Below are 25,283 nucleotides of genomic sequence, written 5' to 3' on the forward strand. Positions count from 1 at the left end.
GTTGACGACCATCGCGAGCAAGCTCGCTCCCACAGGTACCGCGGTGGTAGTGGGGTTGACGGTTTTTCACGACATTTTGTAGGGACTTGTTACTACCATCGTCGAATGGTTCTATAGCCCCGGCCCGGCTAAAACAGGGTCATACAAAAACAACTATTCCACCGAGGTAAGAAAGATGAGTGCGGCTTCCCTGTATCCCGTTCGTCCCGAGGTTCTGGCTAACACGCTGACCGACGAGGCGACCTACAAGGCCATGTACCAGCAGTCGGTCGTCAATCCGGACGGCTTCTGGCGCGAGCAAGCCAAGCGCCTCGACTGGATCAAGCCTTTCACCACGGTGAAGCAGACTTCCTTCGACGATCACCATGTCGACATCAAATGGTTCGCCGACGGCACCCTGAACGTTTCCTACAACTGCCTGGACCGTCATCTGGCCGAGCGCGGCGATCAGGTCGCGATCATCTGGGAGGGCGATGACCCTGCCGAAAGCCGCAACATCACTTATCGCGAACTGCACGAGCAAGTGTGCAAGTTCGCCAACGCCCTGCGTGGTCAGGACGTGCACCGCGGCGACGTGGTGACTATCTATATGCCGATGATCCCCGAAGCCGTGGTCGCCATGCTGGCTTGTACCCGGATCGGCGCGATTCACTCGGTGGTGTTCGGCGGCTTCTCCCCGGAGGCCCTGGCCGGTCGCATCATCGACTGCAAATCCAAAGTGGTGATCACCGCCGACGAAGGCATTCGTGCCGGCAAGAAGATCCCGCTCAAGGCTAACGTCGACGACGCGCTGACCAACCCGGAAACCAGCAGCATCCAGAAAGTCATCGTGTGCAAGCGCACCGGTGGCGACATCAAGTGGAACCAGCATCGCGACATCTGGTTCGAGGACCTGATGAAAGTGGCCGGCACCGTGTGTGCGCCGAAAGAAATGGGCGCCGAAGAAGCGCTGTTCATCCTTTACACCTCCGGCTCCACTGGCAAGCCGAAGGGCGTGCAGCACACCACCGGCGGCTACCTGTTGTACGCAGCCATGACCCACGAGCGCGTGTTCGACTACCGCCCGGGTGAAATCTACTGGTGCACCGCCGACGTCGGCTGGGTCACCGGCCACAGTTACATCGTCTACGGCCCGCTGGCCAATGGCGCGACCACGCTGCTGTTCGAAGGCGTGCCGAACTACCCGGACATCACCCGGGTGGCGAAGATCGTCGACAAGCACAAGGTCAATATCCTCTACACCGCACCGACCGCGATCCGCGCCATGATGGCCTCCGGCACCGCCGCCGTTGAAGGCGCCGATGGCAGCAGCCTGCGCCTGTTGGGTTCGGTGGGCGAGCCGATCAACCCGGAAGCCTGGGATTGGTACTACAAGAACGTCGGCAAGTCCCGTTGCCCGATCGTCGACACCTGGTGGCAGACCGAAACCGGCGGCAACATGATGAGCCCCCTGCCGGGCGCTCATGCGCTCAAGCCAGGCTCTGCGGCGCGTCCGTTCTTCGGCGTGGTGCCGGCCCTGGTGGACAACCTGGGCAACATCGTCGAAGGCGAGGCCGAGGGCAACCTGGTGATTCTCGATTCGTGGCCAGGCCAGGCGCGTACGCTGTTTGGCGACCATGACCGCTTCGTCGACACTTACTTCAAGACCTTCCGTGGCATGTACTTCACCGGTGACGGCGCCCGTCGCGATGCCGATGGTTACTACTGGATCACCGGTCGGGTGGACGACGTGCTCAACGTGTCCGGCCACCGCATGGGCACCGCCGAGATCGAAAGCGCGATGGTTGCGCACCCGAAAGTCGCCGAAGCGGCGGTGGTCGGTGTGCCGCATGACATCAAGGGGCAGGGCATTTATGTCTACGTCACCCTTAAGAACGGTGAAGAGCCGAACGAGCAGTTGCGCCTGGAACTGAAAAACTGGGTGCGCAAGGAGATCGGCCCGATTGCTTCACCGGATGTGATCCAGTGGGCGCCGGGGCTGCCGAAGACCCGTTCGGGCAAGATCATGCGCCGGATTCTGCGCAAGATTGCCACGGCTGAATATGATGGGTTGGGTGATATTTCCACCCTGGCTGATCCGAGTGTGGTGCAGCATTTGATTGATACCCACAAGACCATGAATGTCGCGTAAGCGGCGGTTCTGAGTCACTTAAACGCCCTGTCAGGTGTTGAGCCTGGCGGGGCTTTTTTGTGCCTGGGTTTTTGTGTTGGTTGGGCTGGCCTCATCGCGAGCAAGCTCGCTCCCACAGGGGATCTGTGGTGAATGCGATATTTGCGTTCGACACAAAACCATTGTGGGAGCGGGCTTGCTCGCGATAGCGGTTTAGCAGGCGCTACAGCAACATCTACCAATAATTATCGGGATAATCTGTCGGCATTTTCCTACTGTTACCTGCGTTCTTTCAGGTTACTGAATGTGTAACCGCATCGCGCCAATACGGGGCATTGGGAAACGCCGGTGCTTAAATTCGGGCCTGAAATGCGCCTCAAAAAAATAAGCCGCTACACTGCGCTTGCCGGATTAGAAGGGTTTGCCAATAATAGGCCCGCAATTTGCAACGTAGATCGGTTCACTATCTTTTGCTCTTGCATGATTTTGCAGGGCTGTCAACGTGCTAAAACGGCTTTCTCGGTGCTTCTGTAATTAGTTGTCGCATTGAAGAAATATCGGCCTCGGGCCTGTCGTTAGAATGCCGATCACTCGCTCGTCGTTGCTCGTGTTGAATTTCAACACCCGCTTCCCAGGACGCAGCACTGCTTTCTGGTTCCACTCATTCGCATATTGGGCTGTCGCTCACTCTGCCGTTTTTGCCCTTTACCGATGGAGTCCCAAGATGAAGAAACTCGTGCTGCTTGGCGCCCTGGCACTGTCCGTGCTGTCCTTGCCAACCTTCGCCGATGAAAAACCTCTGAAAATCGGTATCGAGGCGGCTTACCCTCCGTTCGCGTCCAAGGCGCCGGATGGCAGCATCGTTGGTTTCGACTACGACATCGGCAACGCGCTGTGCGAAGAAATGAAGATCAAGTGCGTGTGGGTCGAGCAAGAGTTCGACGGCCTGATCCCAGCGCTTAAAGTGCGCAAGATCGACGCGATCCTGTCGTCCATGTCGATCACTGAAGATCGCAAGAAGTCCGTGGACTTCACCAACAAGTACTACAACACCCCGGCTCGCCTGGTCATGAAGGCTGGCACTCAGGTCAGCGAAGGCCTGACCGAGCTCAAGGGCAAGAACATCGGCGTGCAGCGTGGTTCGATCCACGAGCGTTTCGCCCGCGAAGTCCTGGCCCCGCTGGGTGCCGAGATCAAGCCTTACGGTTCGCAGAACGAAATTTACCTCGACGTGGCCGCCGGCCGCCTCGACGGCACCGTGGCAGACGCTACGCTTTTGGATGACGGCTTCCTGAAAACCGATGCCGGTAAAGGCTTCGCCTTCGTCGGCCCTGCGTTCACCGACGTCAAATACTTCGGCGACGGCGTAGGTATCGCGGTGCGCAAAGGCGACAAGGAAGATCTGGACAAGCTCAACAACGCCATCGCAGCCATTCGTGCGAACGGCAAGTACAAGCAAATCCAGGACAAGTACTTCGCCTTCGATATCTACGGCAAGTAATACGTCCCAGCGACAAGTCCGAAATGGCGCAAGCAACAGGATCTCTGAGGTTTGCGCCATTTTTTCATCCCAACTTTCGAGGACCTGAATCATGTTGAAAGGCTACGGGGCTGTCATCCTCGATGGCGCTTGGCTGACGCTTCAGCTCGCCTTGTCGTCCATGGCCATGGCCATCGTTCTGGGCCTGATCGGCGTGGCACTGCGTCTGTCGCCGGTGCGCTGGCTGGCCTGGCTGGGCGACCTGTATTCCACGGTGATCCGCGGTATTCCCGACCTGGTGCTGATCCTGCTGATTTTCTACGGCGGCCAGGACCTGCTCAACCGCGTCGCACCGCTGCTCGGCTTTGACGAGTACATCGACCTGAACCCGTTGGCGGCCGGTATCGGCACCCTGGGCTTCATCTTCGGCGCGTACCTGTCGGAAACCTTCCGTGGCGCCTTCATGGCGATCCCCAAGGGTCAGGCCGAAGCCGGCATGGCCTACGGCATGAGCAGTTTTCAGGTGTTCTTCCGGGTGTTGGTACCACAGATGATTCGCCTGGCGATTCCGGGTTTCACCAACAACTGGCTGGTATTGACCAAGGCTACCGCGCTGATTTCGGTGGTGGGTCTGCAAGACATGATGTTCAAGGCCAAGCAGGCGGCCGATGCCACCCGCGAGCCTTTCACCTTCTTCCTCGCAGTAGCCGCGATGTACCTGGTGATCACCAGTGTGTCGTTGCTGGCATTGCGTCACCTTGAGAAGCGCTACTCGGTAGGCGTAAGGGCGGCTGATCTATGATCTTCGACTACAACGTCATTTGGGAGGCCATGCCGCTGTACCTTGGCGGCCTGGTGACCACCCTCAAACTGCTCGCGCTGTCGTTGTTCTTCGGCTTGCTGTGCGCCTTGCCGCTGGGCCTGATGCGCGTCTCGAAGAACTCGGTCGTCAACATGTCGGCCTGGCTCTACACCTACGTGATCCGCGGCACGCCGATGCTGGTGCAGCTGTTCTTGATCTACTACGGTCTGGCGCAGTTCGAAGCCGTGCGGGAAAGTTTCCTCTGGCCCTGGCTGTCCAGCGCAACGTTCTGTGCGTGCCTGGCCTTCGCGATCAACACCAGCGCCTACACCGCCGAAATCATCGCCGGCAGCCTGCGCGCCACGCCGAACGGCGAGATCGAAGCGGCCAAGGCCATGGGCATGTCGCGGGTCAAGATGTACAAGCGCATCCTGCTGCCGTCGGCCTTGCGTCGCGCGCTGCCGCAGTACAGCAACGAAGTGATCATGATGCTGCAGACCACCAGTCTGGCGTCCATCGTGACCCTGATCGACATCACCGGTGCCGCGCGCACGGTCAACGCCCAGTTCTACCTGCCGTTCGAGGCGTACATCACCGCTGGCGTGTTCTACCTGTGCCTGACCTTCATCCTGGTGAAGCTGTTCAAGATGGCCGAGCGCCGCTGGCTGGGCTACCTGGCCCCGCGCAAGCACTGATACCACTGACTGACTGTTTTTGTGAGAACCGACAGCATGTACAAACTTGAAGTCCAAGACCTGCATAAACGCTATGGCAGTCACGAAGTGCTCAAGGGCGTGTCCCTGAAAGCGGCAGCCGGCGATGTGATCAGCATCATCGGTTCCAGTGGCTCCGGCAAAAGTACTTTCCTGCGCTGCATCAACCTGCTGGAGCAGCCGCACGCGGGCAGGATTCTGCTCAACAACGAAGAGCTGAAGCTGGTGGCGAACAAGGACGGCGCGCTGAAGGCCGCCGACCCGAAACAGCTGCAACGCATGCGTTCGCGCCTGTCGATGGTGTTCCAGCATTTCAACCTGTGGTCGCACATGACCGCGCTGGAAAACATCATGGAAGCGCCGGTGCATGTGCTTGGCGTGTCCAAGGCTGAAGCGCGCGAGAAGGCCGAACACTACCTGAACAAGGTAGGCGTGGCCCATCGCAAGGATGCTTACCCTGGGCACATGTCCGGCGGCGAGCAGCAGCGCGTGGCGATTGCCCGTGCGCTGGCGATGGAACCTGAGGTGATGCTGTTCGACGAACCGACCTCGGCCCTCGACCCGGAGCTGGTTGGCGACGTGTTGAAAGTCATGCAGGCTCTGGCCCAGGAAGGCCGGACCATGGTGGTGGTGACCCACGAAATGGGCTTCGCCCGTGAAGTGTCGAACCAGTTGGTGTTCCTGCACAAAGGTGTGGTTGAAGAAAGCGGTAACCCGCGCGAAGTGCTGGTGAACCCGCAATCCGAGCGTCTGCAGCAATTCCTGTCGGGTAGCCTGAAGTAATCAGAACTGACGTTGTGCACTGCGATAGTGCATGCTTCGCAGTCTAAAGGCTGGCCCGGATCCCCTGTGGGAGCGGGCTTGCTCGCGAAGGCGGTGTGTCAGTCAACATCATTGCTGTCTGAGCCACCGCTTTCGCGAGCAAGCCCGCTCCCACATTTGATCTTTGCCGGTTTTGCGATTTGTGTTCATTTACGGGCTAGCATTGGCCCATGCCTTCATCACTGTTCTTCGCTTCGGATCGCTCGCCCATGACTGCCCATCGAATTGGTTTCCTGATTTGGCCCAGCACTAAAGCACTGACGCTTGCGCTGGCTGAGGAGGCCTTGCGTGTTGCCCAGCGTGTGCATCCGGACGTGGTTTACGAGCTGTCGTTCCTGCAGGCCGAAGCGCCGAGCGAAAGCGCCTGGCAATTGCCGGGTGAGGCGTGGACCGGCAAGCTCGAAAACTTCCAGAAACTGTTCCTGCTCGCTGACGAGCCACCGACCGCACTGGCGCCGGCGCTCAGCAGTGCGCTCAAGCAACTGGTGCGTTCCGGTTGCGTGATCGGCGGTCTGTCGGCCGGTGTTTACCCGCTGGCGCAGTTGGGTTTGCTCGACGGTTATCGCGCGGCTGTGCATTGGCGCTGGCAGGACGATTTCGCCGAGCGCTTTCCGAAGGTCATCGCCACCAGTCACTTGTTCGACTGGGATCGCGATCGCCTGACCGCGTGCGGCGGGATGTCGGTGCTCGACTTGTTGCTGGCCGTGCTGGCCCGCGATCACGGTGCGGAACTGGCCGGTGCGGTGTCCGAAGAACTGGTGGTCGAACGCATCCGTGAGGGCGGCGAGCGCCAGCGCATTCCGTTACAGAACCGCCTGGGTTCCAGCCATCCGAAGCTCACACAAGCAGTGTTGCTCATGGAAGCCAACATCGAAGAACCGCTGACCACCGACGAAATCGCCCAGCACGTGTGCGTATCCCGTCGGCAGCTGGAGCGGATCTTCAAGCAATACCTCAACCGCGTGCCGAGCCAGTATTACCTGGAACTGCGCCTGAACAAGGCCCGGCAGATGTTGATGCAAACCAGCAAGTCGATCATCCAGATCGGCCTGTCCTGTGGCTTCTCCTCGGGGCCGCATTTCTCCAGCGCCTACCGCAATTTCTTCGGTGCCACGCCGCGGGAAGATCGCAACCAGCGGCGCAGCAGCAGCCCGTTCGAATTGTCATCGGTGCCGCCGGAACGCGGCTGATCAGTACCTGATCCCGATCAGTCTTCCGGTTCGGACGCCTCGGACGTCGACACCTCCAATTCTGCCCGATCGATCACTTCCTGAATGCCGAAGTCGACACTGGTCAGCCTGAAATACTCGATCAGGATCTGCAGGCTGTCTTCGGAGAACGGATTGCCCCGCAAGTTGATGCTTTCGGCGACTTCCAGCGGCAGTTCGAGGACGTCGGCGGGTATCCGGCTGATTGCGTTGTCGCTCAGGTCTACGGTTTCCAGGCTCTTGAGCTGCAACAGTCCAGCGGGTAATTCGGTGAGCCCGCAGTTGTCCAGTTGCAGGGTCGCCAGGTCCGCCATCTGGCTGATATCCGGAGCCAGCCCCAGCGGATTGTTTCTCAAGTCGATGAATTCCAGGCGGGCCATCTCGGCCAGGTTCAGGGCAGACTGCGGAATCAGGGTGATGTTGCAGTCGGGGAGATTGAGCGATCTCAAATCGCTCATCCGGAAGATCGCCTCCGGGATATCGCCTAGCCTGAAGTCGTTGATAACGAGGGTCTTGAGTTTGGGGAAGCACTCCAGGAATCCGGTGACGCCTGTGGTCAGGCCACTTTCGCTACTCAGGTAAACCAGAGAAACATGGCTGAAATCTGCGCTCAGTGTCGGCAAGTTACCGGTAATCCGTGTCTCCAGACTCAGGTCATAAGTAGTTGCTTGCAGTGAAACGTCGAAGTCCTCCGGGTCGCTTTCCCGGCGCCAGCAGCGCAGTACGGACTCTCTGAATGCGTCCCGCGTCGAATGTTCGATCAGCAGTTGCTGGGCAGTGAACGGTTGATTGCTGTGGGGGTGGACGGCGGGAATATTGCCGGTCCAGGCGGACAGGTCGTTCTCCAGGGTGGTGAGTTCGACTTCCAGGCGGGTCAGTTCGACTCGCCCCTCATCCAGGGTCCCGGGCAGTTTGTAGACGAATTTGCTGGCATCTTCCTGGTCCATCCAGGGGTACAGTGCCTGCGCGCGGTGGATATCTGTTTCTTCGGCAAAGATACCGAAGTCCTGACGGGTCTGCTGGAAGTGCTGTTTGAGGCGTTCGCGGGCTGCGTTTGAAAGCGGATTGTTGCCCAGGTCGAAACCCTCCTGGGTGCGTTGTTGCAGTGTGAACAATGCGCTGGGCAACTCTTTGATCTGGTTGTTATTGAGCAGGGCGGTGCGCAGGCGTGGGCGAGTCAATAATTCGCGCGGGAGTTCAGTAATGCCCGTCTGCGATAAGTCGATGTAATTCAAATCGGGCATGCTGCCGACATCGGGTGTCATGCCCAAGGGGTTCTTGTACAGGTCCATTGTGGTCAACCGATGCAGGCCCGCGAGCCCGACCTGGCTTTCGGGGCTGAGGGTGATCGCGCAATTGCTCAGAATGAGTTCTTCGAGTTGCAACGATGGAAGGGTGTCCGGTAAGTGGCCAAGGTTGAAATCGCGCAGTTTCAGGATGCGTAAACCGGTAAAGCTGCGCAGAAACTCATGCATGCCCCGCGTGGCGCTGCTGCCTTCCAGTGTAAGCATTGTGACGCCGCTGAAGTCGGTGCTCAGGGCTGGCAATTCGCCGATGATCGGTTGGAAGAAGTTGAAGTCGACTCTTTCAAGCGCGGTCTCGGGAAGGGTCCATTGCTGTCGCCAGCAGTCCATCAGGTCGATGGTGAACTGTCGACGGACCTGCTTTTGTGCGGCGAATTGCTCGGGAGTGACCCTGAGTTGTGTGTCTGGAATAAACAGCGGAATTTCGTCGCGCCAGGAAGAAAGCGTTTCCTGGAGCTGCGTGTGTTGAACCATAAGCCGATTCAGTTCTGCCCGCGGTCCGTTTGGGTGCTGTTGCAGGCGTTCGACGAAGGCGTCGAGCTCTTCGGCGGATAGATGGGGGAACAGTGTCTGAGCCCGAGCTTGCAAGGTAGGTGTGTTGCGTGGCATTTGACGATACCCGTCACCGCCACCGAGCAAGCGCATTACCTTTGGGTCGTAGGTGGGTTTGAGGTTGGGGTGTCGAGCCAGCAGCGAGCTTAATGCGTCACGGCTCAAGGCGTGATTGCGAATTAACTGTTTGAGTCGTTCACCTTCACCGATATGAAGGTTCAGGGCGGTGCGTTCACTGTCCGGCATGGCCTGTAATAGGCATGCGTAAAGCGAGTCCATGCCGCTGAGTTCTTCGCCGTCTTGATCGAACGCCTGATACTCGCCTTCTACTCTGAGCACCAGCACTTTACGCAGGGGCGCGTCGGCACTGCCAACGCTGTCGATCAGGAGGCCTTCATGGACGTACTGGCGGACTTCCAGTCGTAGCTGTCCCGTCCAGCCCGGCAGTTTTTCCAGGGTGTGCAAGGCCAGCCGGTCGGTGTCGAGGTTGTTCTCGGTCGATGGCAAATCAAGCCCCTCGTAGGCGCGTGTCACCCGTACTTGTAATCTGGCCTCCTGGCTCAGCTCGACCAGGCGAGGGGAAATGGTTGGTTTTGTCAGCTGTTGCAGTTCCTGTTCGTTTGCTGTGTTCACAATCGCTTCTGCAACGCTGCTTGGTAGTCCGGGCTCAGCATCCATGACTGCTTGTATGGGGCCTTGAGCGCCACGTTCGAGTCTGCGATAACGCTGATCGAACAGGCCTTGCCGTTTCTGTTCGGCAAGCCGCGCGAGTATCTTGCGCAACCGCTGCGCCCGGTTTTCCAGGCCTGGGGAGGGGTGACCGAATTCTTCGCCCATCAGCGTTCTGGCTTCGCTGTCCGACAGGGTCAGGAGAAAGGTTTTCAGCAGGTCGCCGTCGGTGAGGCGGGTGGCGTCGATTTCCACCACGGGTACATCGGGCGCCGGGCTTTGCCAAAGGGTTTGCGCATTTTCGTCGATCAGTCGCAGGCCTTTGTTTGCCGGCCAGTAACCGTTTTCATTGAGCAGTTCCAGCTGCGTCACGGGATCCGCCTTGAGGAAGTGCTCCGGCTGGTCGCTGCCGATCTGATCAATAAAGGTTTGTATGTCCTGATCGATCCTGAAGCGTTTGAGTGTGTCGGCCAGTAACGGCGGCACCTGCCCGGCATGCACGTGTATCTTGCGCAGGGTATCTTCGTGGCTGCCGCTGATGCTGAGGATGCGCTCGCGGGTGCTGGCCGAAAATCGCTGCATGTCCGGGCCGATACGGTGCAGCACGGTGGCCTGGTCCCAGCTCAACGGCTGGTCGAGTTCGGTTTGCCAGGCGCCGGTGCCGTTGTGCCGCAGTTGTGGTTTGTAGGCGTCAGGGCGGGAGGGGTGGTCGATGCGGTACTCGCCGATGACGGAGTCCTCGCTGACGGCGTAGTTTTTGCCTTCCAGGGGTAACAGGGTTTTACCTTGATGCCTGTGTAGTCCGAGTGAATCCGGTTTTGAGTCTGCCGGGAGTGTGGTGGGATGTTCGTAGGCGGTCAGGTCGGGTTTCCAATAGCGGGTTTCGCCATTGGGCCGCTTCACCGAATTGAAACGGTCGATGAACTGCACAATTTCCTTGGGCAGGATCGCGCGAAATTCTCCCGCCGCGATCACGCCACCCACCGCAAAGGTGCCCAGTTGTACGGCGGATTCAACAACGCCCATGAAATGCTCGAAGGCCTCGGTGGTGTGGCCCTCGGCCCAGTCAACAATGCTTTCGAAGGTTTCGTCGAGCAACTGGTAGGCCATGTAGGCCAGCATCAACTCGCCAAGGAAGGGTACGAACGGCAGGGCAATAAAGGCCGCGATGTTCAGCAGGGTCGAAGCTATTTCCGTAAAGGAGTCCCATAACGCCCAGCGGGCTCTCTGGTCGACTGTTGCGGTGGACACGGCGATCACTCGCGCATCGTTGAGGATCTTGTTGAGCTTGCTCTGATAGAGGTGGGTCAAGAGATCGTCTTTCACCGGTGTGGCCGCAATGTGCAAGTCGGGACGTTGGTTAGGGCGCTCTCGCCAGGTCGGGTGCGGATCGCCCGGTGGAACAGGCTGCCAGGTTAAAGGTGATAGCTCGTTGTTCAACTGCGCGAAAAAGTGCCCACGATCCTCATGATTGATGAATCGACTGAAAAACTGTTGGTATTCGGGGGCACGCAAGCGCTGACCAAGTTCCTCGGCGAATGCGGCGGTTGAACTGTATTCCTTGATCGGGTGTTCGGGGTCGTCAGGAATGTAGGCCACCACTCTGACCACTTCTGTTGCGCGCTCCAGATCCGGTGCAAACAAAACGATGCCGGTCAGGCGAGCGTTCATGATTGTCAGTTCATGGTAGCCCCAGGGCAGACCATGCAAACGTAAAGAAGGCAGGTTGTCGAGCAAGCCAAGAGTCAGTCGGTGGACGTCACTGCCCAGCAATTTTTGCATCTGCGCGATGTGCAGGGCAGCGGTGAGTGCGGTTTTCTGGCTGTCGTGAATTTTCGATTTCAGTATTGCCGCGGCCACGGGATTGCTGATGCCAAGGTTGTCGTCCAGATACTCTTTATAGCGCTGGCCAATGTCCAGTTCCCGGCAGAGGCTGGTAAAAGCCGTGATGGGCATCTTTTCCAGTATCTGCGGCAATGTATTGAATTGCCCGGTAGCAGAGGGGGGCGTGATGTAAGTCGAGGCGGGCTCGAAGGCGTCTGCTTTGGTTTCGGTGCTTTCAAAATTGTGCAGTGCGGCATCCAGCAGGGACACCGTCCAGGTGCGCGCAGCGCCGGATTTCAGCCGAAGCCATGGGATGTGAGCCGGGATGTAAAGGCGAAGGAACGTTTTACGAGCGTTCAGTTCCAGGCCGAATCGGGTCTTGAGCGCCGTTTCGAGAAGTGGTTCGGCGAAGTCGGCGGGGCTCTGCAGCTTTGCCATCATTTGATCAACCTGGTTCTGGCTGGTCACATGACGGGCAATGAGTTTGCCCAGTTCTGCATGCTGATGGGGTGGAGCGTCCTTGAGCCCGGCCGGAATGCCTGGCACGCTGTTGCGCAACGCCTCACGCCGTTGAGGCGTTGCTTGGCGGAGCCAGGAGGGGATCACGTTGCTCAAGTGCTGATAGTGAGCGTCTGGCCTGAAGGCGTCGCTAGCAATGTCGGTATGTTGGGTATTCATGCGGTTAAGGTGACCATCGAAGTTGGATGAGGCCCTTAGGAAACCGCGCGAACCCGGACGCTGTGCGGTACATATTTACCGCACTCGGGTCATTGCCATGAGTTACAACGCAGCAAGCCTGCCGCAAACGTCCGCCGCCAGTTAAACTGCGCCTTTGCGACCCTATATGTCGCATTGCCGTAAACCCGGGAAAATCCGGGGTTTGCGCTATAAGAAGTTGTCGCTTGGCGGCAAGGCCGGGCTGAAAACTGTCCTTACAATCCTCACCAAGCTCGCCAGTTTCAGGCGAGTGTTTTCTCTTCAGGAGACTCCGATGTCCGTTGAGCACGCTGCGGTACAACGCGCCGATTTCGATCAGGTAATGGTTCCCAACTATGCGCCTGCCGCATTCATTCCTGTGCGTGGCGCCGGTTCCCGCGTTTGGGACCAGTCCGGTCGCGAGCTGATCGACTTCGCCGGCGGGATCGCCGTCAACGTATTGGGTCACGCGCATCCGGCGCTGGTCGGTGCCTTGACCGAGCAGGCGAACAAGCTGTGGCACGTGTCCAACGTGTTCACCAATGAGCCGGCCCTGCGCCTGGCGCACAAGCTGGTCGACGCCACCTTTGCCGAGCGCGCCTTCTTCTGCAACTCCGGCGCCGAAGCCAACGAGGCCGCCTTCAAGCTGGCCCGTCGTGTCGCGTTCGACCGTTATGGCAGCGAGAAGTACGAGATCATCGCCGCGCTCAACAGCTTCCACGGCCGTACCCTGTTCACCGTGAACGTCGGTGGCCAGTCGAAGTATTCCGATGGCTTCGGTCCGAAGATCACCGGCATCACCCACGTGCCGTACAACGATCTGGCTGCGTTGAAAGCTGCCGTTTCCGACAAGACCTGCGCCGTGGTCCTGGAGCCTATTCAAGGTGAGGGCGGCGTACTGCCGGCCGAACTGGCCTACCTGCAAGGCGCCCGCGAACTGTGCAACGAGCACAACGCGCTGCTGGTGTTCGACGAAGTGCAAACCGGCATGGGCCGTACCGGCCACCTGTTCGCCTACCAGCATTACGGCGTGATCCCGGACATCCTGACCAGCGCCAAGAGCCTGGGCGGTGGTTTCCCGATCGCCGCCATGCTGACCACCGAAGACCTGGCCAAGCACCTGGTCGTCGGCACCCACGGCACCACTTACGGCGGCAACCCGCTGGCGTGCGCTGTCGCAGGTGCGGTGATCGACGTGATCAACACCCCAGAGGTGCTGGCTGGCGTCAATGCCAAGCACGACAAGTTCAAGGCACGCCTTGAGCAGATCGGCGAGAAATACGGCCTGTTCACCCAGGTCCGTGGCTTGGGTCTGTTGATCGGCTGTGTGCTGAGCGATGCCTGGAAAGGCAAGGCCAAGGACATCTTCAACGCCGCTGAACAAGAAGGCCTGATGATTCTGCAAGCCGGCCCGGACGTGGTGCGTTTCGCCCCGAGCCTGGTGGTGGAAGACGCCGATATCGATGCCGGTCTGGACCGCTTCGAACGTGCCGCGGCAAAACTGACGCAAGCCTGATAGACCCTTCGACGCCTGATCTTTCAGGCGTCGAACCCAATTTTTATGCCGGGCCCGCTTTACTGTAGGAGCGAGCTTGCTCGCGATGGTGGATCAGCCACATTGGTGTCGACTGACACTCCATCGCGAGCAAGCTCGCTCCCACAGGAGTTCCAAGGCGGCCCCGGCTTATTTCCCTCAAAAGAGTTTTAGAAAGGAGTGACACCATGCTGGTGATGCGCCCCGCGCAAATGGCTGATCTGGGCGAGGTACAGCGTCTGGCTGCGGACAGTCCGATTGGTGTCACTTCCTTGCCGGATGACGTTGAGCGCCTGAGCGACAAGATCGCGGCAAGCGAAGCCTCGTTCGCCGCCGAAGTGAGTTTCAACGGTGAGGAAAGCTATTTCTTCGTCCTCGAAGACTCCGCTACCGGCAAGCTGGTCGGTTGCTCGGCCATCGTGGCGTCGGCCGGTTACTCCGAGCCGTTCTACAGCTTTCGCAACGAAACCTTCGTGCACGCTTCCCGCGAGCTGAAGATTCACAACAAGATCCACGTGCTCTCCCAGTGCCACGACCTGACCGGCAACAGCTTGCTGACCAGCTTCTATGTGCAGCGCGAGTTGGTGGGGTCGCCTTGGTCGGAGCTCAACTCCCGTGGCCGTTTGCTGTTCGTGGCCAGCCATCCGGAGCGTTTTGCCGATTCCGTGGTGACCGAAATCGTCGGTTACAGCGATGAAAACGGCGACTCGCCGTTCTGGGATGCCATCGGCCGCAACTTCTTCGACCTCAACTACGCCGAAGCCGAGCGTCTGTGCGGGCTGAAAAGCCGTACGTTCCTTGCCGAACTGATGCCGCATTACCCGATCTACGTGCCACTGCTGCCGGACTCCGCTCAAGAAGCCATGGGCCAGGTGCACCCGCGCGCGCAGATCACCTTCGACATTCTGATGCGCGAAGGTTTCGAGACCGATCACTACATCGACATCTTCGACGGTGGCCCGACCCTGCATGCCCGTGTCTCGGGGATCCGTTCGATCGCCCAGAGCCGTGTGGTGCCGGTGAAGATCGGTGAGCCGGTCAAAGGCGTCGGTCGCCAGTACCTGGTTGCCAATGCCCAGTTGCAGGATTACCGCGCGGTCATGCTCGAGCTTGATTACGCGCCGGGCAAACCGGTGACCCTGGACCTGGAGGCGGCCGAAGCCCTGGGTGTCGGCGAGGGTGCCAGCGTGCGCCTGGTCGCGGTTTAACAGCGACCTGGCCTGATTGCTCGTTTAGAAAGCAGCGAAGTTTCACGGGTGGCGCAAGCGGCCCGTTTGAGGAGATAGCATGATCGTTCGTCCCGTACGCAGCAGCGATTTACCCGCTCTGATCGACCTGGCCCGCAGCACCGGCACCGGCCTGACCACCTTGCCGGCCAACGAAGAGCGGCTGGCCCATCGGGTCGGCTGGGCCGAGAAGACCTTTCGCGGCGACGCCGGGCGGGGCGACGCGGACTACCTGTTCGTGCTCGAAGATGACGACGGGCGCGTGGTGGGTATTTCCGCCATTGCCGGCGCCGTTGGCCTGCGTGAGCCCTGGTACAACTTCCGGGTCGGTCTGACGGTCAGCGCCTCGCAAGAGCTGAATATCTATCGTGAAATCCCGACGCTGTTCCTGGCCAACGACCTGACCGGCAACTCCGAGCTGTGCTCGCTGTTCCTGCACGCCGATTTCCGCAGTGGCCTCAACGGTCGCATGCTGTCCAAGGCGCGGATGCTGTTCATCGCCGAATTCCCGCAATTGTTCGGCAACAAGATCATTGCCGAAATGCGCGGTGTTTCCGACGAGGCCGGGCGTTCGCCGTTCTGGGAAAGCCTGGGCCGGCACTTCTTCAAGATGGAATTCAGTCAGGCTGACTACCTGACCGGCGTGGGCAACAAGGCGTTCATCGCCGAGCTGATGCCGAAGTTCCCGCTGTACACCTGCTTCCTGTCGCCGGATGCGCGCAACGTGATCGGTCAGGTTCATCCGGACACCGAGCCGGCGCTGGCCATGCTCAAGAGCGAAGGTTTCAGCTACCAGGGCTACGTCGATATCTTCGACGCAGGCCCGGCAATCGAGTGCGAAACCGGCAAGATCCGCGCCGTGCGCGACAGCCAGGCGCTGGTGCTGGCCGTCGGCACACCGGGTGACGATGCCACGCCATTCATCATTCACAACCGCAAGCGCGAGGACTGCCGGATCACTGCTGCGCCTGCACGTCTGGCCGCCGGCACCCTGGTGGTCGACCCGCTGACCGCCAAACGTCTTCAACTCAACGCGGGCGATCAAGTGCGCGCCGTGGCGTTGTCCGCAGCTCGGGAGTCGAAATAATGAAGTCGCTTTACATCGCAGGTGAATGGCTGGCAGGTGGGGGCGAAGCCTTCGAGTCGCTGAACCCGGTGACCCAGCAGGTGCTGTGGTCCGGCGTCGGAGCCACCGCCGGTCAGGTCGAGTCGGCTGTGCAAGCGGCGCGTCAGGCGTTCCCGGACTGGGCGCGGCGCACCCTGGAAGAGCGTATCTCGGTGCTGGAGGCCTTTGCCGCCGCGCTGAAGAATCACGCTGACGAATTGGCTCATACCATCGGCGAAGAAACCGGCAAACCCCTGTGGGAAGCGGCGACCGAAGTCACCAGCATGGTCAACAAGATTGCCATCTCGGTGCAGAGCTACCGCGAACGTACCGGCGAGAAGAGCGGGCCGCTGGGCGATGCCACCGCTGTGCTGCGCCACAAACCCCACGGTGTGGTGGCGGTATTTGGCCCGTACAACTTCCCGGGTCACCTGCCGAACGGCCATATCGTGCCGGCACTGTTGGCCGGTAACAGCGTGCTGTTCAAGCCAAGCGAACTGACACCGAAAGTCGCTGAACTGACGGTCAAGTGCTGGATCGAGGCTGGCCTGCCGGCCGGCGTATTGAACCTGCTGCAAGGCGCTCGCGAAACCGGCATCGCCCTGGCGGCGAACCCGGGCATCGACGGGCTGTTCTTCACCGGTTCCAGCCGCACCGGCAATCACCTGCACCAGCAATTCGCCGGTCGTCCGGACAAGATCCTGGCGCTGGAAATGGGCGGTAACAACCCGCTGGTGGTCGATCAGGTCGCCGACCTCGATGCCGCGGTGTACACCATCATTCAGTCGGCGTTCATTTCCGCCGGCCAGCGTTGCACCTGTGCCCGTCGCTTGCTGGTGCCGCAAGGTGCCTGGGGCGACTCGTTGCTGGCGCGCCTGGTGGCGGTCAGCTCGACCCTCTCAGTCGGAGCCTTCGATCAGCAACCGGCGCCGTTCATGGGCTCGGTGGTTTCCCTTGGCGCTGCGAAAGCGTTGATGGATGCGCAAGAGCATCTGCTGGCCAACGGCGCCGTGGCGCTGCTGGAAATGACTCAGCCTCAGGCTCAATCGGCCTTGCTGACCCCGGGCATCCTGGACGTGAGCGCCGTTGCCGATCGTCCTGACGAAGAGCTGTTCGGCCCGTTGCTGCAGGTGATCCGCTACGCTGATTTTGAAGCGGCGATCGCTGAAGCCAACGACACCGCCTACGGTCTGGCCGCCGGCCTGCTGTCGGACTCCGAAGCACGCTACCAGCAGTTCTGGCTGGAAAGCCGCGCCGGTATCGTCAACTGGAACAAGCAACTGACCGGTGCCGCGAGCAGCGCGCCATTCGGCGGCGTAGGGGCCTCGGGCAACCACCGCGCCAGCGCTTACTACGCGGCGGATTACTGCGCGTACCCGGTGGCCTCGCTGGAAACGCCGAGCCTGACCATGCCTGCTGCCCTGACACCTGGCGTGAAGATGGCGTGATGCCCATCGCGGGCAAGCCCGCTCCCACAGGTTCGGTGGCGTTCACATATCTTGTGTACGACGCAATCACTGTGGGAGCGAGCTTGCTCGCGATGGCCGCGACGCGGTCTAAAAGAACAGTTACTGAAGCCTATAACAACAGATTCTCGTGGAGCCTCGCTGATGAAATCCTATGAAGTCAATTTTGACGGTCTAGTGGGGCCGACCCATAACTACGGCGGCCTGTCTTACGGCAACGTCGCGTCCCAGAGCAACAGCCAGCAGTCTTCCAACCCCAAGGAAGCGGCGCTGCAAGGCCTGGCAAAGATGAAAGCGCTGATGGAAATGGGTTTCCAGCAAGGCGTACTGGCACCGCAAGAGCGCCCGGATGTGGCTGCACTGCGTCGCCTGGGCTTTGGCGGCACCGACGCTCAAGTGATCGAGCGCGCTGCCAAAGAGGCGATGCCGCTGCTGGTGGCCAGTTGCTCGGCGTCGAGCATGTGGGTGGCCAACGCGGCGACCGTCAGCCCGAGCGCCGACACCGCTGATGGCCGCGTGCATTTCACCGCCGCCAACCTCAACTGCAAATACCACCGCAGCATCGAACACCCGACCACCAGCCGCGTGCTGGGAGCGATGTTCGCTGACCAGAAACACTTCGCCCACCACGCCGCCTTGCCAGCCGTGGCGCAATTCGGTGACGAAGGCGCGGCCAACCACACGCGTTTCTGCCGTGAATACGGCGAGGCCGGTGTCGAGTTCTTCGTGTTCGGCCGCAGTGCGTTCGACACCCGCTACCCGGCACCGCAGAAATACCCGGCGCGCCAGACCCTCGAAGCGTCCCAGGCCGTTGCCCGTTTGCACGGCTTGAGCGATGACGGCGTGGTCTACGCCCAGCAGAACCCGTCGGTGATCGATCAGGGCGTGTTCCACAACGACGTGATCGCCGTGGGTAATGGTGAAGTGCTGTTCTATCACGAGGACGCGTTCCTCGAGACCGAGAAGATGCTCGCTGAATTGCAGAGCAAACTCGCCAAAGTCGGTGGGAAATTTCAGTCTGTGTGTGTGCCACGTTCCGCCGTCAGCGTGGAAGACGCGGTTCGTTCCTACCTGTTCAACAGCCAACTGCTGTCGCGTCCTGACGGCTCCATGCTGTTGATCGTGCCGGAAGAATGCCGTGGCAACGAGCGTGTCTGGCAGTACTTGCAGGGTTTGACCAGCTCCGGCGGCCTGATCCGCGAAGTGAAAGTCTTCGATCTCAAGCAGAGCATGCAGAACGGCGGTGGCCCTGCTTGCCTTCGACTGCGTGTCGCGCTCAACGAAACCGAACTGGCGGCCGTCAACCCAGGGGTTATCATGACGGCACCGTTGTACGGCACACTGACCGAATGGGTCGAGAAGCACTACCGCGACCGCATGACCGAAAACGATCTGGCGGACCCGCAATTGCTGCTTGAGTGCCGGACGGCACTGGATGAACTGACGCAAATCCTTAAACTGGGCGCGGTTTATCCATTCCAGATCAATTGATCGACGGCGCGCCGCTTTCTACGGCAGCGCGCTGATTCATCTCAAACGAGAGCGTAAAGACATGAGCGATACCCTGCAGCTGATCCTTGAAGACACCGACGGCACGCAACTGGAAACGTCCTGCACCCGCGTCGCGGTCCTGTGGCAAGGTAAAGAGCTGTGGATCCAGCAGGACGGCCGTGGCCAGTTGCTGATCGGCGTGGACGTCGAAGAAGGCGACGCCGAGTACGCCAACCTGCTGTTGCGCCCATTGGCGACTAATCTGGTAAGTCTGCAACTGGAAATGGAACCGGCTGACCTCGGTGACGACGAGGAACACGTCCACGGCCCGGACTGCAACCACGATCACTAAGGAAACCGCTCTATGCTCGCCCTCGGCAAACTGCTTGAACTGACCCTCGCCGGCCGCGAACCGGCGGAGAAGACTCAACTGACTGTCGAAGGCGTGCGCATGCGCTGGTTGAGCGAAGGTGCGCTGGAAGTCCGGCCACCTGAAGCCCGTGACAACGGCCTGGACCTGCTGCTGTCGGCGGGGATTCATGGCAACGAAACAGCGCCGATCGAATTGCTCGATCGCCTGTTGCACGACATTGCCCGTGGCGACTTGAAGCCGCGTGCACGTATTCTGTTCCTGTTCGGCAACCCGGAAGCGATTCGCAAGGGCGAGCGTTTCGTCGAGCAGGACGTCAATCGGCTGTTCAATGGCCGTCACGAACAAAGCAGCGGTTGCGAAGCCCTGCGCGCCTGTGAGCTGGAGCGTTTGGCTGCCAGCTTCTTCAGCCTGCCGGATCGCCAGCGCCTGCACTACGACCTGCACACGGCGATTCGTGGCTCGAAAATCGAGCGGTTCGCCTTGTACCCGTGGAAGGAAGACCGCCAGCATTCGCGTCAGGAACTGGCGCGCCTGCGTGCTGCCGGCATGGAAGCGGTGTTGCTGCAGAACAAGCCGTCCATCGTGTTCAGCTCCTATACCTACGACAAGCTGGGTGCCGAGGCCTTTACCCTGGAGTTGGGCAAGGCGCGGCCGTTCGGTCAGAACGACGGTGTCAATGTCTCGCTGCTGGAGAGGCGTCTCAAGCAGATCATCGAGGGCACCGAACCAGAACTGACTGAGGACGCGCTGGACGGTTTGCAGCTGTACAGCGTGGCGCGAGAAATCATCAAGCACAGCGACAGCTTCCGCCTGAACCTGCCGGCGGACATCGAGAACTTTTCGGAGCTGGAAGTGGGTTACCTGCTGGCGGAAGATATCGCCAACACCCGCTGGATCATCGAGGAAGAGGGCGCCCGGATCATCTTCCCGAACCCCAGGGTGAAGAATGGATTGCGTGCCGGCATCCTGGTCGTGCCGACCACCGACGAAAACCTCGCCTGATTACGGCATTTAACCTCTGTAGGAGCGAGCTTGCTCGCGATGAATCTGAAAACGCCGCGGGGTGCCAGGCTTCCCGCGTTATCGTTGACGACTATCGCGAGCAAGCTCGCTCCTACAAGGTTTTCGGCTTTTAGACAGCTACCGCGCGCGGTTCAGTGCGGCGCAGCGAACGGATTTTCAACAGCGTATCCGCACACGTCTTCGCCGCTTCCTGGCCTTTATGCAGGAAATGCTCGAAGAAGAACTTCTGGTGTTCTTCGCCGGCATGGAAGTGGTGCGGGGTCAGGGACACCGAGAACACTGGCACTTCGGTTTCCAGTTGAACCTGCATCAGGCCGCTGACCACCGACTGGGCGACGAACTCGTGACGGTAGATCCCGCCGTCCACCACCAGGGCTGCGGCGACGATGCCGGCATAACGCCCCGTCTTGGCCAGCAACTTGGCGTGCAGGGGCATTTCAAAGGCGCCGCCGACTTCGAAGAAATCGATGTCGGATTCCTGATAACCCTGGGTAATCATTTCGGCGACGAAGCCTTTACGGCTCTGATCGACAATGTCCTTGTGCCAGCAGGCCTGGATGAACGCTACGCGCTCGCCCTGATGGTGTTTGCTTTTGCTGTCGATTGCGGTGGGTTGCATGTTCTGACTCCTGTTTGTGTGAAAAACAGGGCGTTATGAATCGAAGGGGATTTGAGGGTACGCACGCTCGCACGAATGCCGGCGGACGGCCCTTTGTTGTCAATCCCGTTCTCTCTTCATCCGGACTATGACCGTCGGCCCCGGGATCACACCGGGTCTGCTGACCTTGCTGTCAGGCACCGCCGAAGCCGTGCTGTCACCAAGCGCTCGCGGGCTATGCGCATTGCGCGCAATTACCGCCGGTGGGGAGTTGCACCCCGCCCTGAGAACGTTTTTGCCGCCCAAATGTTTGGCGGCGCAGCGTTTTTATCACATATTTGCGGTATGCGCATGACCCCTTTTGGATGATTGTCATCGACTTTTCCGTTGGTTTAATCGGCCTTTTCCTACGCAAGGGTTGATTAATCGTCGCCATGCCCGCAGTAATTCTTTCCTGAAAGGGATTTCCCCTGCTTACCGAGGCCAGATTCATGAGTGTTATCGATCTTCGCAGCGACACCGTCACCCAACCTTGCGCCGGCATGCTTGAGGCAATGACCAAGGCCGCCACCGGCGATGACGTATATGGCGAAGATCCGACGGTCAATCACCTGGAAGCCGAATTGGCCAGGCGCCTGGGTTTCGCCGCAGCACTGTTCGTGCCGACCGGCACCATGAGCAACCTGCTGGGGTTGATGGCCCATTGCGAGCGCGGTGACGAGTACATCGTCGGCCAGCAGGCCCACACTTATAAGTACGAAGGGGGTGGCGCGGCGGTGCTTGGCTCGATCCAGCCGCAACCGCTGGAAGTGCAGGCCGATGGTTCGCTGGACCTGGCGCAGGTCGCTGCTGCGATCAAGCCGGACGACTTCCATTTTGCCCGCACCCGTTTGCTGGCGCTGGAAAACACCATGCAAGGCAAGGTCCTGCCACTGGAATACCTGGCACGGGCGCGCAGTTTTACCCGCGAGCATGGCTTGCAGTTGCACCTGGACGGCGCACGTTTGTACAACGCAGCAGTGAAACTGGGTGTGGATGCCCGGGAAATCACCCAGTATTTCGATTCCGTCTCGGTGTGCCTGTCCAAAGGCCTGGGCGCACCGGTCGGTTCGGTGCTGTGCGGTTCGGCCGAGCTGATCGGCAAGGCCCGGCGCCTGCGCAAGATGGTCGGTGGCGGCATGCGTCAGGCCGGGGTTCTCGCGGCGGCAGGCCTGTATGCGCTGGATAACAACGTAGAGCGCCTGGCCGATGACCATGCCAACGCGCAGTTACTCGCCGAAGGCCTGCGCGGGGCGGGGTTCGAGGTCGAACCGGTGCAGACCAACATGGTTTACGTGCAGATGGGCGACCAGGCCGAGGCCATCAAGGCCTTTGCCGCCAACCGCGGGATCAAACTCAGTGCCGCCGCGCGTCTGCGCATGGTTACGCACATGGACGTCAGCCGTGCGCAAATCGAGCAGGTCGTCGCGACATTCGTCGACTTTTCGCGCAAGTGATAGCGTTAGCACTCCAATTGACCGTTTCTATCGTATAAACACGCTGTACCCCGCGCGCAGGGCCGATATAATGCGGCCCTTTGCCGTCGCTTCGTCTGTTGACGTTTCGAACAGGCCTTTGGCCGCAGCCTCCGTGGAAGAACCTAATGAAAAGCGCAGAAATCCGTGAAGCCTTCCTTCGCTTCTTCGAAGAGCAAGGCCACACCCGTGTAGCCTCCAGCTCTTTGATTCCGGGCAACGACCCAACCCTGCTGTTCACCAACGCGGGGATGAACCAGTTCAAGGACTGCTTCCTGGGCCAGGAAAAGCGCGCGTACACCCGCGCTGTCAGCAGCCAGAAATGCGTGCGCGCCGGCGGCAAGCACAACGACCTGGAAAACGTCGGTTATACCGCTCGTCACCACACCTTCTTCGAAATGCTGGGTAACTTCAGCTTCGGTGATTATTTCAAGCGTGATGCCATCAGCTACGCCTGGAACTTCCTGACTTCCGACAAGTGGTTGAACCTGCCGAAGGAAAAGCTCTGGGTCACCGTCTACGCCAGCGATGACGAGGCGTACGACATCTGGACCAAGGAAATCGGGGTTCCGGCCGAGCGCATGGTGCGCATCGGCGACAACAAGGGCGCGCCGTACGCCTCCGACAACTTCTGGACCATGGGCGATACCGGCCCGTGCGGTCCTTGCACCGAGATTTTCTACGATCACGGCGCCGACATCTGGGGTGGCCCACCGGGCTCGCCGGAAGAAGACGGCGACCGTTACATCGAAATCTGGAACAACGTGTTCATGCAGTTCAACCGCACCGCCGATGGCGTGTTGCACCCGCTGCCAGCGCCGTCGGTCGACACCGGCATGGGCCTGGAGCGGATCAGTGCCGTGCTGCAGCACGTTCACTCGAACTATGAAATCGACTTGTTCCAGAGCCTGCTGAGCGCTTCGGCCAAGGCCATCGGCTGCACCAACGACGCCCAGGCTTCCCTGAAAGTCGTGGCTGACCACATCCGTTCCTGCGGCTTCCTGATCGCCGACGGCGTGCTGCCGTCCAACGAAGGTCGTGGCTACGTGCTGCGCCGGATCATCCGTCGCGCCTGCCGTCACGGTAACAAGCTGGGCGCCAAGGGCAGCTTCTTCTATCAGATCGTCGCGGCCTTGGTCGCCGAGATGGGCGAAGCCTTCCCGGAACTGAAATCCCAGCAGGCGCACATCGAGCGCGTGTTGAAGGCCGAAGAAGAGCAATTCGCCAAGACCCTGGAACAGGGCCTGAAGATCCTCGAGCAGGATCTGGCCGAGCTCAAGGGCGACGTGGTGCCGGGCGACGTGGTGTTCAAACTCTACGATACCTACGGTTTCCCGATGGACCTGACCGGCGACATCGCTCGCGAGCGCAGCCTGACCATCGACGAAGAAGGTTTCGAGCGTGAGATGGAAGCCCAGCGCGTTCGTGCCCGTTCCGCCAGTTCCTTCGGCATGGACTACAACAGCCTGGTCAAGGTTGATGTGGACACCGAATTCACCGGTTACACCGCTCACAGCGGTTCCGCCAAGATCGTTGCTCTCTATAAGGACGGGCAATCGGTCGACGTGTTGAGCGAAGGCGAAGAGGGCGTGGTCGTTCTCGATCAGACGCCGTTCTATGCCGAATCCGGTGGTCAGATTGGTGATTGCGGCTTCCTCCAGGCTGGCGCTGCGCGTTTCGACGTGCGCGACACCACCAAGACCGGCGGTGCGTTCCTGCACCACGGTGTGCTGGATTCGGGCAGCCTGATTGTTGGCTCGCCAGTTCAGGCGCAGGTGGATGCCGACGTGCGTCACGCCACTTCGCTGAACCATTCCGCGACTCACTTGCTGCACGCAGCATTGCGTCAGGTGCTGGGCGATCACGTTCAGCAGAAAGGCTCGCTGGTCGACAGTCAGCGCCTGCGCTTCGACTTCAGCCACTTCGAAGCCATCAAGCCTGAACAACTGAAAGCGCTGGAAGACATCGTCAACGCCGAGATTCGCAAGAACTCCGAAGTTGAAACCGAAGAAACCGATATCGAAACCGCCAAGCAGAAAGGCGCCATGGCGCTGTTCGGCGAAAAATACGGCGACAACGTACGCGTACTGAGCATGGGCGATTTCTCCGTCGAACTGTGCGGCGGTATCCACGCGAACCGTACCGGCGACATCGGCCTGCTGAAAATCATCAGCGAAGGCGGTGTGGCATCGGGCGTGCGTCGTATCGAGGCAGTCACCGGTGCGCAAGCGCTGGCTTACTTGAACGCGGCGGAAGAACAACTCAAGGAAGCGGCCAGCCTGGTCAAGGGCAGCCGCGATAACCTGATCGACAAGCTGTCGGCTGTGCTGGAGCGCAACCGTCTGCTGGAGAAGCAACTCGAGCAGTTGCAAGCCAAGGCTGCCAGTGCCGCGGGCGACGATCTGTCGGCCCAGGCGCTGGACGTCAAGGATGTGAAAGTGCTGGCCGTGCGTCTGGACGGTCAGGATGGCAAGGCGCTGCTGGCGCTGGTCGATCAACTGAAAAACAAACTCGGCCGCGCAGTGATCCTGCTCGGCAGTGTCCATGAGGAAAAGGTCGTTCTGGTTGCAGGCGTAACCAAAGACCTGACTGGCCAACTCAAAGCCGGTGATTTGATGAAGCAAGCCGCTGCGGCAGTGGGCGGGAAGGGTGGTGGTCGTCCAGACATGGCGCAAGGCGGCGGTACCGACGCTGGCGCACTGGATGCGGCACTGGCCCTGACCGTTCCGTTTGTAGAGCAGGGTCTATAAGGCAGTACTTGCGGCCCGCAGTC

17 protein-coding genes and 1 riboswitch are annotated in these 25,283 nt (G+C 60.0%); of the genes, 15 read left to right on the forward strand and 2 right to left on the reverse strand.

What is annotated here, in order from left to right:
* Positions 1–175: 175 nt before the first annotated feature.
* The 6 genes from acs to argR all read left to right on the forward strand — a co-directional run bounded on the left by acs (position 176) and on the right by argR (position 7,117).
* Positions 176–2,131 carry an acetate--CoA ligase gene (gene acs / locus ABIE16_RS02190; protein ID WP_090457340.1) on the forward strand — a complete coding sequence of 652 codons (1,956 nt, stop codon included), beginning with the start codon at positions 176–178 and terminating at the stop codon, positions 2,129–2,131.
* Between the two features lie 703 nt (positions 2,132–2,834).
* Positions 2,835–3,611: an ABC transporter substrate-binding protein gene (locus ABIE16_RS02195; protein ID WP_218494336.1), complete on the forward strand. Its 777-nt coding sequence runs from the start codon at positions 2,835–2,837 to the stop codon at positions 3,609–3,611.
* A 91-nt stretch (positions 3,612–3,702) separates the two neighbouring features.
* On the forward strand, positions 3,703–4,392 hold the full coding sequence (locus ABIE16_RS02200) for an ABC transporter permease (protein ID WP_015096506.1): 690 nt from the start codon (positions 3,703–3,705) through the stop codon (positions 4,390–4,392).
* A complete protein-coding gene (locus tag ABIE16_RS02205; RefSeq protein ID WP_056724135.1) occupies positions 4,389–5,087 on the forward strand; it encodes an ABC transporter permease in 699 nt (232 codons plus the stop codon). The genes ABIE16_RS02200 and ABIE16_RS02205 overlap by 4 nt, the downstream gene beginning before the upstream one ends.
* A 36-nt stretch (positions 5,088–5,123) precedes the next feature.
* On the forward strand, positions 5,124–5,888 hold the full coding sequence (locus ABIE16_RS02210) for an ABC transporter ATP-binding protein (protein ID WP_057713607.1): 765 nt from the start codon (positions 5,124–5,126) through the stop codon (positions 5,886–5,888).
* Positions 5,889–6,136: 248 nt separating this feature from the next.
* Positions 6,137–7,117, forward strand: a complete 981-nt coding sequence (gene argR / locus ABIE16_RS02215; RefSeq protein ID WP_150812124.1) for a transcriptional regulator ArgR — start codon at positions 6,137–6,139, stop codon at positions 7,115–7,117.
* 17 nt (positions 7,118–7,134) lie between these two features.
* On the opposite strand, the gene ABIE16_RS02220 is transcribed toward argR, so the two are convergent.
* Positions 7,135–12,162: a dermonecrotic toxin domain-containing protein gene (locus ABIE16_RS02220; RefSeq protein WP_429520484.1), complete on the reverse strand. Its 5,028-nt coding sequence runs from the start codon at positions 12,160–12,162 to the stop codon at positions 7,135–7,137.
* 313 nt (positions 12,163–12,475) lie between these two features.
* On the opposite strand from ABIE16_RS02220, the gene ABIE16_RS02225 reads away from it, so the two are divergent.
* The 7 genes from ABIE16_RS02225 to astE all read left to right on the forward strand — a co-directional run bounded on the left by ABIE16_RS02225 (position 12,476) and on the right by astE (position 20,377).
* Positions 12,476–13,696 carry an aspartate aminotransferase family protein gene (locus ABIE16_RS02225; RefSeq protein WP_057713610.1) on the forward strand — a complete coding sequence of 407 codons (1,221 nt, stop codon included), beginning with the start codon at positions 12,476–12,478 and terminating at the stop codon, positions 13,694–13,696.
* 206 nt (positions 13,697–13,902) lie between these two features.
* Positions 13,903–14,922: an arginine/ornithine succinyltransferase subunit alpha gene (gene aruF / locus ABIE16_RS02230; protein WP_046042322.1), complete on the forward strand. Its 1,020-nt coding sequence runs from the start codon at positions 13,903–13,905 to the stop codon at positions 14,920–14,922.
* 79 nt (positions 14,923–15,001) lie between these two features.
* A complete protein-coding gene (gene astA, locus ABIE16_RS02235; RefSeq protein WP_429520485.1) occupies positions 15,002–16,027 on the forward strand; it encodes an arginine N-succinyltransferase in 1,026 nt (341 codons plus the stop codon).
* Positions 16,024–17,493 carry a succinylglutamate-semialdehyde dehydrogenase gene (gene astD / locus ABIE16_RS02240; RefSeq protein WP_167362902.1) on the forward strand — a complete coding sequence of 490 codons (1,470 nt, stop codon included), beginning with the start codon at positions 16,024–16,026 and terminating at the stop codon, positions 17,491–17,493. The genes astA and astD overlap by 4 nt, the downstream gene beginning before the upstream one ends.
* 162 nt (positions 17,494–17,655) lie before the next feature.
* Positions 17,656–19,002, forward strand: coding sequence for an N-succinylarginine dihydrolase (gene astB, locus ABIE16_RS02245; protein ID WP_057713613.1), 1,347 nt, complete (start codon positions 17,656–17,658; stop codon positions 19,000–19,002).
* Positions 19,003–19,063: 61 nt separating this feature from the next.
* Entirely contained in the window at positions 19,064–19,354 is a 291-nt protein-coding gene (locus ABIE16_RS02250; RefSeq protein WP_090457332.1) for a topoisomerase II, read from the forward strand.
* A 12-nt stretch (positions 19,355–19,366) separates the two neighbouring features.
* Positions 19,367–20,377 (forward strand): succinylglutamate desuccinylase, encoded by a 1,011-nt coding sequence (astE, locus tag ABIE16_RS02255; protein ID WP_429520486.1) that lies wholly within the window; start codon positions 19,367–19,369, stop codon positions 20,375–20,377.
* Between the two features lie 130 nt (positions 20,378–20,507).
* Here astE and ABIE16_RS02260 read toward each other — a convergent pair whose 3' ends face one another.
* The gene (locus ABIE16_RS02260) at positions 20,508–21,017 is read right to left on the reverse strand and encodes a 6,7-dimethyl-8-ribityllumazine synthase (protein ID WP_057713615.1); all 510 of its coding nucleotides are present in this window, start codon (positions 21,015–21,017) and stop codon (positions 20,508–20,510) included.
* Between the two features lie 103 nt (positions 21,018–21,120).
* A riboswitch (FMN riboswitch) is annotated at positions 21,121–21,291 on the reverse strand.
* A 196-nt stretch (positions 21,292–21,487) separates the two neighbouring features.
* On the opposite strand from ABIE16_RS02260, the gene ltaE reads away from it, so the two are divergent.
* Both ltaE and alaS read left to right on the forward strand, forming a co-directional pair.
* Positions 21,488–22,492, forward strand: coding sequence for a low-specificity L-threonine aldolase (ltaE, locus tag ABIE16_RS02265; protein ID WP_429520487.1), 1,005 nt, complete (start codon positions 21,488–21,490; stop codon positions 22,490–22,492).
* 146 nt (positions 22,493–22,638) lie between these two features.
* A complete protein-coding gene (gene alaS / locus ABIE16_RS02270) occupies positions 22,639–25,260 on the forward strand; it encodes an alanine--tRNA ligase (RefSeq protein WP_349735133.1) in 2,622 nt (873 codons plus the stop codon).
* Positions 25,261–25,283: the final 23 nt, after the last annotated feature.

Source organism: Pseudomonas sp. 2725, assembly GCF_050434585.1.
Taxonomy (GTDB): Bacteria; Pseudomonadota; Gammaproteobacteria; order Pseudomonadales; family Pseudomonadaceae; genus Aquipseudomonas; species Aquipseudomonas jessenii.